Annotated in this window: 13 protein-coding genes and 1 pseudogene; 9 read left to right on the top strand and 5 right to left on the bottom strand. The window is 71.7% G+C overall.

What is annotated here, in order from left to right:
• Window positions 1-120: 120 nt before the first annotated feature.
• The 3 genes from FDZ70_03835 to FDZ70_03825 form a co-directional block, all read right to left on the bottom strand.
• Window positions 121-519 carry a hypothetical protein gene (locus FDZ70_03835; GenBank protein ID TLM78821.1) on the bottom strand — a complete coding sequence of 133 codons (399 nt, stop codon included), beginning with the start codon at window positions 517-519 and terminating at the stop codon, window positions 121-123.
• An 86-nt stretch (window positions 520-605) separates the two neighbouring features.
• Window positions 606-1,253, bottom strand: a complete 648-nt coding sequence (locus FDZ70_03830) for a lysine transporter LysE (protein TLM78820.1) — start codon at window positions 1,251-1,253, stop codon at window positions 606-608.
• Window positions 1,254-1,267: 14 nt separating this feature from the next.
• The gene (locus FDZ70_03825; GenBank protein ID TLM78819.1) at window positions 1,268-1,843 is read right to left on the bottom strand and encodes a flavodoxin family protein; all 576 of its coding nucleotides are present in this window, start codon (window positions 1,841-1,843) and stop codon (window positions 1,268-1,270) included.
• A gap of 142 nt (window positions 1,844-1,985) precedes the next feature.
• On the opposite strand from FDZ70_03825, the gene FDZ70_03820 reads away from it, so the two are divergent.
• Window positions 1,986-2,468 (top strand): winged helix-turn-helix transcriptional regulator, encoded by a 483-nt coding sequence (locus FDZ70_03820; GenBank protein ID TLM78818.1) that lies wholly within the window; start codon window positions 1,986-1,988, stop codon window positions 2,466-2,468.
• A gap of 5 nt (window positions 2,469-2,473) precedes the next feature.
• Here FDZ70_03820 and FDZ70_03815 read toward each other — a convergent pair whose 3' ends face one another.
• Window positions 2,474-2,824 carry a hypothetical protein gene (locus FDZ70_03815; GenBank protein ID TLM78817.1) on the bottom strand — a complete coding sequence of 117 codons (351 nt, stop codon included), beginning with the start codon at window positions 2,822-2,824 and terminating at the stop codon, window positions 2,474-2,476.
• A gap of 217 nt (window positions 2,825-3,041) precedes the next feature.
• Between FDZ70_03815 and FDZ70_03810 the strand changes: the two genes are divergently transcribed.
• The 7 genes and pseudogenes from FDZ70_03810 (at window position 3,042) to FDZ70_03780 (ending at window position 7,041) form a co-directional block, all read left to right on the top strand.
• Entirely contained in the window at window positions 3,042-3,548 is a 507-nt protein-coding gene (locus FDZ70_03810) for an isochorismatase family protein (GenBank protein TLM78822.1), read from the top strand.
• Between the two features lie 12 nt (window positions 3,549-3,560).
• Window positions 3,561-3,833: a formate--tetrahydrofolate ligase gene (locus FDZ70_03805; protein ID TLM78816.1), complete on the top strand. Its 273-nt coding sequence runs from the start codon at window positions 3,561-3,563 to the stop codon at window positions 3,831-3,833.
• 30 nt (window positions 3,834-3,863) lie between these two features.
• Window positions 3,864-4,718, top strand: a pseudogene (gene folD, locus FDZ70_03800) (bifunctional methylenetetrahydrofolate dehydrogenase/methenyltetrahydrofolate cyclohydrolase FolD).
• The gene (locus tag FDZ70_03795; GenBank protein ID TLM78815.1) at window positions 4,715-4,930 is read left to right on the top strand and encodes a 4Fe-4S ferredoxin; all 216 of its coding nucleotides are present in this window, start codon (window positions 4,715-4,717) and stop codon (window positions 4,928-4,930) included. Before folD ends, FDZ70_03795 begins: the two are co-directional and overlap by 4 nt.
• Before the next feature lie 74 nt (window positions 4,931-5,004).
• Window positions 5,005-5,778, top strand: coding sequence for a hypothetical protein (locus tag FDZ70_03790; GenBank protein TLM78814.1), 774 nt, complete (start codon window positions 5,005-5,007; stop codon window positions 5,776-5,778).
• Window positions 5,779-5,794: 16 nt separating this feature from the next.
• Window positions 5,795-6,445 carry a TMEM165/GDT1 family protein gene (locus FDZ70_03785; GenBank protein TLM78813.1) on the top strand — a complete coding sequence of 217 codons (651 nt, stop codon included), beginning with the start codon at window positions 5,795-5,797 and terminating at the stop codon, window positions 6,443-6,445.
• Window positions 6,442-7,041 carry an epoxyqueuosine reductase QueH gene (locus FDZ70_03780; GenBank protein ID TLM78812.1) on the top strand — a complete coding sequence of 200 codons (600 nt, stop codon included), beginning with the start codon at window positions 6,442-6,444 and terminating at the stop codon, window positions 7,039-7,041. The genes FDZ70_03785 and FDZ70_03780 overlap by 4 nt, the downstream gene beginning before the upstream one ends.
• Here FDZ70_03780 and FDZ70_03775 read toward each other — a convergent pair.
• Window positions 7,011-8,063 (bottom strand): hypothetical protein, encoded by a 1,053-nt coding sequence (locus FDZ70_03775; protein TLM78811.1) that lies wholly within the window; start codon window positions 8,061-8,063, stop codon window positions 7,011-7,013. The genes FDZ70_03780 and FDZ70_03775 overlap by 31 nt on opposite strands.
• On the opposite strand from FDZ70_03775, the gene FDZ70_03770 reads away from it, so the two are divergent.
• A partial coding sequence (locus FDZ70_03770; protein TLM78810.1) for a hypothetical protein occupies window positions 8,013-8,830 on the top strand: 818 nt, incomplete at its 3' end. The two genes, FDZ70_03775 and FDZ70_03770, sit on opposite strands and share 51 nt — an antisense overlap.

Raw genomic sequence — 8,830 nt, 5'->3', positions numbered from 1 at the left:
CTTCATGCCCGCGCTCGAGGAGTACAACGCGCTGAAGGCGCGGCTCGCCGCTTTGGGCGAGGAGTGGGCCTCGGCGGCCCAGGCACTCGAGGACGTGCGCGCGGGCCGGTGACGATGCGTCTAAGGCACGAAGACCCATCGCCGCTTGAGCAGGGCCGCGACCTCGGCGTCCTCGAGCACGTAGATCTTCTTGCCGAGGACCCGGATCACGTTCGGGTAGGTGAAGTTCAAGAACGGCAGTGCTGAGCCGCCAGGGGTCAGCTTGCCGAGGAACTGCTTCTCGGTATCGGTGAACTCCTGCAGCGAGTACGCCTTGTAGAAGGTCTCGCTCGTGCCGTCGCCGCAGCGCTGGACGAGTGTGTCAGCGCTGAGCCGGACGAGCCACAGAGGCGGTCTCGCGTAGAGCGGCGGCAGGCGGCGCAGCATCAGGTAGTAGTTGCCGTCGGTGCCCTTGAAGCCCGCCTCGACCTGCACGCAGTGTGCGTCGGGGTCCTTGTTCGTCGCGATGAAGCGCGCCATGCGGCCGCCTTTCGGTTCGGTCGCGTGCCGTCGATTCAGGTCGGTTCAGCAAGTCTCGTGCCTGAACGGCGCCGACGCCCGCGTGGCTACAGGAACGCGCGCACGATGAAGCTCACGCCGAGGTACACGATGAAGGCCGCGAGCAGGCCCACCGCCCACGCGTAGACGCGGTCCGAGATGAACCGCCGCCCCGTGTGCACCGCCTGGATGACAGTGGCGTACCACGCGAAGTCGGCGAGCTCGTGTCCGATGAAGAACGCCGTGACGCCGAGCCATCCAGCGGCCAGGGCATCGGCGGCGAGCTTGACGCCGATCGTGACCCACCACAGCGTCCAGTACGGGTTCGACAGCGAGACGAGACAGCCTTTGGCGACGGGGTTGAGGTCGGTCGGCCGGTCCTCGGGAGTGACCTCGAGCGTCATGCGCCCCCGCAGCGCGTCGCGGATGAGCGAGCCGCCCATCCACACGAGGAAGCCGCCGCCGGCCACCGCGAGCACTGTCGCGGCGAGCGGTTCACGCAGCAGATCCTGTAGGCCGAGCGCGAAGCCGAACAGCAGCAGCGCCTCGAGCAGCGCGTGGCCGACGAGCAGCAGGATCGCGGACACGCGCCCTCGGCGCAGCGTGTCGGTGACCGCGACGGTGAGCAACGGCCCGGGCGCCATCGCGCCGGTGAACGCGATGACGAAGGCCGCGAGGCCGATGCGCGCGGCGGCGAGGGCGGTTGCGGAGTCCATCGCGGCCGGCGCGCTCAGCCCTTCAGGCGCTTGAGCACCCAGGCCATGTTCTCGCCGAGGTCGCGCATGGTGGCCATGCCCTCGGCATCGTTGTCGACCTCGCCGCGCGGGCCCCCGACCCCTAGGTTCCAGTACGACGACCCGGGCACGACCATCTGCGAGATGAGGAAGAAGTGGTTCATCGTGTCGAGCGCGTGGATCGCGCCCGCACGCCTGACCGCTACCACACCCGCGCCTACTTTGCGCGCGAACATGTGGCCGTTGCCGCGCGCGACGTAGCCGGCGCGGTCGATCAAGGCCTTCATCTGCGGCGTCACGTCGGCGAAGTACACCGGCGAGCCGAGGAGGATGCCGTCGGCCTTGCGCATCGTGTCGATGTAGGCCGTGACATCGTCCTTGATGGCCGGGCAGTTGCCCGTCGGTTTCTTGCGGCACTTCCCGCACGCCTTGCACGGGGTGACCTTCGCGTGCGCGAGTTCGACGAGCTCGGTGTCGATCCCGCGTGACTCGAGCTGCGCGAGCACGGTCTTGAGAAGGAGCGAGGTGTTGCCGCCCTCGCGGGCGGACCCGTTGAACGCGACGACCTTCATGGTGCGAGCCCCTTCCTGGCGACGGTGGGTCCACTCTATACCACCCCGTCTCTGCGAGCGCCTGTGACCATGATGTGCCCGGCAGGGGGGGCGTTCTGTGCGACACTGTGCGGGCGACGCACGTCACTGGGAGGGCATCAGGGTGGCAGACGACGGACTGCTCACTGCTCCGGCTGGCCGCAACGTCGGCTTCTACATCAACCGCGCGATGCGCCTCCTCCGCGAGCTGCTCGAGATCGAGCTCGCGGGGGCGGGCATCAACGCGCAACAGGCCGCCGCGATCCGCGAGGTGCATCGCCGCGAGCAGGCCGGCGACCCCGGCACGGTGACGGAGATCTGTCACTACCTCGCCATCGACAAGAGCGTGTTCTCGGCGCTGCTCACCCGGCTCGTCCGCGGCCGCTGGCTCGCGACACAGCCGAATCCTGCCGACAGCCGTTCACGGCTCGTGGTGGTGGGAGATCGCGGGGTCGAGATGATGCCGGGGATCGCGGCAGCGACGCAGCGTTCGCTGGAGCGGGCGTGCGCCGACCTCACGCCCGAGCAGCTCGATCAGCTCGCCGGTCTGCTGGGCATCGTGATCGGGGCCGCGGAGCGCGAGCTCGGGCGCGAGCCGGACGCGTAGCTCCGCTACACGACCGCCTCGCCGGCCCACAGGCCGTGCAGGTTGCAGCTCGCGACCGCGCGCAACACGGTGCCTCCGTCCACCACCAGGACCGCCGAGACCACCGGTGCGGTCGCGACGGCCGACAGCTCGAAGCGCGCGACCTCGGAGCCGCCGGCGTACAGCGCGATCCACTGGATGAAGTGGTCGGGCAGGTTCGGGTGGGCGACCAAGTGGCCGACCTCCACCGTCACGCGCACGGCGCCGTCGCCTGCGGGCTCCAGCGTGACGACCGGCGTGTGCTTCTTCGTGAAATCGTCGGCGTTCTCAAGGTCGGTGACCTCGTGGACCGGGTCGAGGATCGGCGCATCGGTCATCTCGTGCTGCCTCCTAGGTGTGCGGGCGGATGATGCGGGGCGTGCGCGTAGGGACTATACCCGCACCGGGCGACCGGGACTCGTGCGCTACACTTGTCGCCCCGGCCCCGAGTGGAAGGTGCGTGAGGCTGTGACGGGCGAGAACACCGGCGGGACGGTCAGGCGCGGCGAGCTCGTCCTGCTGCTCGTGGACCTCCAGGAGCGGCTGGCCGCCGCGATGCCGCGGCGCGCGGAGGTCGTCGCGGCTGCGGTGCGGCTCGCGAGGGTGGCCGCGCTGGTCGGCGCCCCGCTCATCGTGACGCGGCAGTACCCGGAGGGGCTCGGTGGCACGGTGCCGGAGGTCGAGTCGGCGCTGACCACCCTCGCTGCTTCAGGCGCGCGGGTGCAGGGGGTCGACAAGACCGCGTTCTGCTGCGCCGCCGAGGGCGAGTTCGTCCAGGCACTGCAGGCGGTCGGCCGCCGGCAGGTCGTCATCTGCGGCATGGAGACGCACATCTGCGTCGCGCAGACCGCGCTCGCGCTGGCCGGCGACGGCCACGAGGTGCAGGTCGTTGCGGACGGATGCTGCTCGCTGGCCGATCTCGACCACGACGTCGCGCTCGATCGGATGCGCGGGGCTGGCATCGTCGTGACGACCTCGCAGGCGGTCATGTACGAGGCGGTGGGCCGCGCGGCAACCGACGAGTTCAAGGCGCTGCTGAAGATCGTCAAGGGCGAGGCGTGAGCGAAGCCGTGCCTGCCGACATCGAGATCGCGTAGTCGGCCCCGATCCGGCGCATCCGCGAGGTCGCCGAGGAGGCCGGCATCCTTTTTCGTGCATGGCGCCGATGCGGTCGACCCCCGCTCCGCGGCCGCCACGCGCCCGGTCGAGGACGTCCGCCTCTCGGCGGGCGCGGGCTTCCTGTATGCGCTGCACGGAGGCATCATGACCATGCCCGGCCTGCCGGCGAGCCCGGCGGGCGAGCGGATCGACATCGACGCCGACGGACGCATCGTCGGCCTGTTCTGACGGCGCGACAGGGGAAGGACCGGGGAGCCCATGGCCACGATCATCGACGGGAAGGCTGTCTCGGCGGCGGTCGAGGCCGAGACAGCCGAGCGCGTCGCCGCGCTGAGAGCGCGCGGCGTCACGCCGGGGCTCGCGGTCGTGCTGGTCGGCGAGGACCCCGCGTAGCAGTCGTACGTGAACATGAAGGAGCGCGACTGTGAGCGGCTCGGCATCGTGAGTCTCGACCACCGGCTGCTCGCCGACACGCCGCAGGCCGACCTCGACGCGCTGATCGACCGACTCAACGCCGACCCCGCCGTTCACGGCATCCTGGTGCAGCAGCCGTTCCCGGCCCACCTCGACGTCGAGGAGGTCGTCGCCCGCATCGCGCCGGTGAAGGACGTCGACGGCTTCCACCCCGAGAACCTCGGCCGCATGATGCGGGGCCTGCCCGGCCACCGTGCGTGCACGCCGTGGGGGGTCATGCGCATACTCGACCACTACGGCATCGACCCGCGCGGCAAGCGCGCGGTGGTCGTCGGCCGCTCGCTGCTCGTCGGCAAGCCGATGGGGCTCATGCTGCTCGAGCGCGACGCCACGGTCACCTGGTGTCACAGCCGCACACGGGACCTGCCCGCGGTCTGCCGCGAGGCCGACATCCTGGTCGCCGCGATCGGCCGGCCGAAGATGTTGGGCGCGGAGTACGTGGGCGAGGGCGCGGTCGTCATCGACGTCGGCATCAACCGCACCGAGGCCGGTATGGTCGGCGACGTGGACTTCGACGCGGTCGAGGGGCTCGCCTCGGCGATCACGCCGGTGCCCGGAGGCGTCGGGCCCATGACGCAGGCGATGCTGATGTCGAACACGGTCTCGGCGGCCGAGCGCCAGACGGGCCGGGTCGCGTGAGCCTGCTCTCGGGCCGGGAACGCAAGCCGCCTCTGGTGATCGAACCGGGCTGTTGCACCGCGTGCGCGATGCGCCTGCGCGTGTGCCGTGAGGGCGCGGTCGCGCGCGACGGCGACATCTTCCGCATCGATTCCGAGAAGTGCACCGGCTGCGCCGACTGCGCGCGCATCTGCCCGGCGAACTGCATCGGCGAGGCGCGCCCGGAAGCGTGACGCGGCCCGCGTCGCGGCCGTACGCTAGAATGGCGCGCACCAAGATGAAGATGCCTTCCCCGGAGGTTGACGACGTGACCAGCCGCACCGCCCGTGTTCTGGCCGCCGCCCTGCTCGCGGCCGCACTGTCCGTGCCCTCGCTCGCACTCGCCGCGACGCCGCCCGTCTACCAGGTGCAGGCGTGGTTCGGCGGCGCGTCGGAGAACCCCGATCGCGTGCTGCTCGTCGCGTCCGTCCTGGTGCCCACATCCACTCCGCTGCCGGCGAAGGTTCGCGTCCCGGTGCCCGAGGGCGCGACGGTGCTGTGGTCCGGCGAGATCCTGGGCGCCACCGGCGAGAGCGACATCCCGCGCGAGGGCACCATGACCGCCGGCACGGGCGGACGCGCATACGAGTTCACGCTCGAGCAGTCGCGCGAAGGCCAGCTCGAGTGCCTGTGGTCGAACATCGAGCCGAGGAAGGGCGGCGCGGTGGGCGCGTCGCTCAAGTGGGTCCAGACGGTCCCCGCCGACCTCGTGGGTTTCTCGGTCCGCACGCCCGCGGGCGCCGGCACGATCCGCACCGACCCGCAGTCCAACGATGCTCCCAACGAGAACGCGGACGGTGAGCGCATCTACACCCTGCCGAACCAGGGCCTTGCACCCGGCGAGTCGGCCGTCGTCGACGTCAGCTACGTTCCCGGGGGCGCGTCCGACGGGATCGGCGGGGGCGCGCTCGACACGCGGACGCTCATCATCGGGCTCGCCGTCGCGGCGGTGGCCGTCGCCGCCGTGCTCGCGGTGATGATCCGGCGCGAGGGCATGGCGGCGGCCGCGGGCGGGCCCGCGGACGAGCCGGACGACGCCTGAGGCCGGCGCGCTCCCGGTGCTGACGCCCCTGCTCGGTTCGCTGCTGCTCGTCGCCATCGCCGAGTTCGGCGACAAGACCCAGCTGCTCACGCTGATGCTCGCCGCGCGCTACCGCGCGTGGCAGGTGCTCGTCGGAGTGGCCGGCGCCATCGTGGTGCTGCAGTTGCTCGCGACCGCCGTGGGCAGCACGCTGGCGAGGCTCGTGCCGGCATCGGCGCTCGCGTGGGTCGCAGGCGGGCTGTTCATCGGCTTCGGGGTGTGGACCTTCCTCACCGCGTCCGACGCGCCCGAGGACGAGAAGGAGGCGGCGCGTACCTCGCGTTTCGGCGCGACCGCCTCGGCGTTCGTGGCGTTCTTCGTGGCCGAGCTGGGTGACAAGACCCAGCTGATGACGGCCACGATCGCCGCGGACCCGTCGTCGGCGGCCGCGCCGCTGCGCGCGCTCGGGCTCGCGCCGTCGGTCCCGGCAGCGGGGCTCGCGACGTTCGGCGCGGTGTGGCTCGGGTCGACGCTCGGCATGCTCGCGGTCAACGGGCTCGCGATCGCGGTGGGCTCGGCGATCGGCACGCGGCTGCCGCGCAAGCTCATCGCGCGGGTGGCCGGGGTCGTCTTCGTGTCGTTCGGCCTCGCTACGCTGTGGCCCGCGGTGGCCGGAGCGCCCGCGTGAAGGTGATGCTGCACGCGTGCTGCGGCCCGTGCCTGCTCGAGCCGTTCGACGCGATCGCCGCCGAGCACGAGGTCGTCGTGTGCTACGCCAACCCGAACATCCACCCTGCCGCCGAGTACGAGCGGCGCCGCGACACGCTGATGGCGTACGTACGCGAGCGCGGGCTCGCGGCCGTGGAGCTCGCGTACGACCCGGACGCGTGGCGCATGGCGGTCCGCGGGATCGAAGCCGACCGTGTCCGCCGGTGCGAGGCGTGCTTCCGCCTGCGTCTGGGCATGGTCGCGCATGCGGCCGCCGACGCCGGCTGCGACGCGGTGGCCAGCACGCTGACGGTCAGTCCGTATCAGGACCAGGCGGCCGTCGATCGCGCCGGCCGCGCGGCGTGCGCCGAGGCGGGCGTGACGTGGCTCGGCGGTGACTTCCGCGACCGGTACCCGGAAGCGACGCGCCGTTCGCGCGAGTTGGGGATGTATCGCCAGAACTACTGCGGGTGCGTCTACGGCGTCGCCGAGGCCGAGGCCGACCGTGCGCACCGTCGCGAGGAGCGCGCGGCCGCGAAGCGCGGTCAGTCCGAGGAGCCGCCGGCGTCCGAGTGATCCTCGGGCTGGTCGGATAGCAGCCGGGCGAGGGCGGCCTCGTAGGCGCGGCGGAGCTCCTTGATGCGCGGCACCGAGCGCGCGTACCGCAGGCCTCGCGTGGGCTGGAACCTCGGGCCCTTCACGCGGGTCTCTCGCGCCTCGATGGCGCGCCGCAGGTCCTGCGGCGTGTGCCCGCGGAACAGCGTGCGGCTCGTGCCGATGACCGACAGGATGTGCGCGTCGGAGCCGCCGGTCGCCGCGAGCCGGTGACGGTTGCGCAGCTGGTACCAGCGGGCGCGCAGGTTGCCGGTGGCGAGCAAGGGAGTGGAGTTCGCGACCTCGACGGCGTCGTAGGGTACGGAGTCGTACAGCTCACGGTCGCCCCGGCACAGCCCGTGCCGGTGCCACCACAGCGGCGCGAACGGGTGCGCCGCGATCGCGACGCCGCCCTGGTCGTGGATCGCGTCGACGGTATCGGTGGCGCTCATCGCGGGCGGGACGCGCTCGGGGGCCCACAGGCCGATGATGTGGCCGTCGGCGCTCTCGACCTCCTGGGCGACCACGACGGCGACCGGGCCCATGCTCGGCGCCGCTTCCGCGGCCTCGAGCGCACCCTCGACGCTGTTGTGGTCGGCGATGGCCACGACCGTCAGGTCGGTGCGGAGGTTGACCCACTTCAGGACCTCGAGAGGCGAGGCGACGCCGTCCGAGACCGTGGTGTGGATGTGGAGGTCGGCGGCCGACCAGCCGGCGCGGGTCACTTCTTCAAGTACACCGCATCGCCGCGGCGCTGCACGGAGATGCCCTTGAAGCGCGGGTCCGACTGCCTTGCCTTGCCCAGCCCGAGCACGAGCGTGGCGGGCTTGCGGTCGATCGCCACGCGCACCGACGCGTCCGCGCCGGCGGCGAAGTCCTCGATGATGCGTGTGTACACGCTGTTGCGGGCTTTGCTCGGTACCGCTTCGGGGATGAGCTTGTAGTCGGCCGCCATGCCTTATCGCCGTCCCTCGCTGTGGGTGGTTTGCGTGCGCCGTGCGCATAGTACACTCCGAGCGACCGAACGCGCGACGAGTGGCGAGGCCGGAAGGGTGGGACGGGTGCGCACCGGCGACTTCGACTACGACCTGCCGAGCGGGCTGATCGCCCAGCGTCCGGCCGAGCCGCGCGACTCGTGCCGGCTCATGGTCGTCGACCGCAGCAGCGGCCAGATCGACCACCGCTCGTTCACCGACGTCCTCGAGTACCTGCACCCCGGCGACCTGCTCGTCGTCAACGACACGCGCGTCCTGCCCGCCCGCCTGCACGGCGCCAAGGACGAGACCGGCGGCGCGGTCGAGGTCCTCCTCCTGCGCGAGATCTACACCGACGCGTGGGAGTGCCTCGTCAAGCCGGGCCGCCGGCTGCAGCCCGGCGCGAAGGTGGTGTTCGCCGGTGGCCGCATGACCGGGCTCGTGGTCGACCGGCTGGAGGAGTCCGGCGGGCGCGTCATCCAGTTCACCGTGCGCGAAGGGGTGTTCCTCGACGTCGTGCACGAGATCGGCGAGATGCCGCTGCCGCCCTACATCACCGCGTCGCTCGACGACCCCGAGCTCTACCAGACCGTCTATGCCACCGAGGAGCGCTCGGCCGCGGCGCCTACGGCGGGTCTGCACTTCACGCCCGCGCTGCTCGAGCGCGCCGAGGCCGCGGGCGTGCGTCTGGCGCATGTCGAGCTCGACGTGGGTCTCGACACCTTCCGCCCGGTGACCGAGGACGACCCGCGCGCGCACCACATCCACACCGAGCGCTACCGCGTGTCCGAGCGCAC

The sequence above is a fragment of the Actinomycetota bacterium genome (assembly GCA_005774595.1).
Taxonomy (GTDB): domain Bacteria; phylum Actinomycetota; class Coriobacteriia; order Anaerosomatales; family D1FN1-002; genus D1FN1-002.
This window is presented reverse-complemented; position numbering and strand designations above follow the sequence as displayed.

Excerpts from the sequence above, each read along its gene's own strand:
- FDZ70_03835 (TLM78821.1), bottom strand. The coding sequence starts at position 519 with ATGGCGCGCTTCATCGCGACGAACAAGGACCCCGACGCACACTGCGTG.
- FDZ70_03830 (TLM78820.1), bottom strand. The coding sequence starts at position 1,253 with ATGGACTCCGCAACCGCCCTCGCCGCCGCGCGCATCGGCCTCGCGGCC.
- FDZ70_03825 (TLM78819.1), bottom strand. The coding sequence starts at position 1,843 with ATGAAGGTCGTCGCGTTCAACGGGTCCGCCCGCGAGGGCGGCAACACC.
- FDZ70_03815 (TLM78817.1), bottom strand. The coding sequence starts at position 2,824 with ATGACCGATGCGCCGATCCTCGACCCGGTCCACGAGGTCACCGACCTT.
- FDZ70_03810 (TLM78822.1), top strand. The coding sequence starts at position 3,042 with ATGCCGCGGCGCGCGGAGGTCGTCGCGGCTGCGGTGCGGCTCGCGAGG.
- FDZ70_03775 (TLM78811.1), bottom strand. The coding sequence starts at position 8,063 with ATGCGCACGGCGCACGCAAACCACCCACAGCGAGGGACGGCGATAAGG.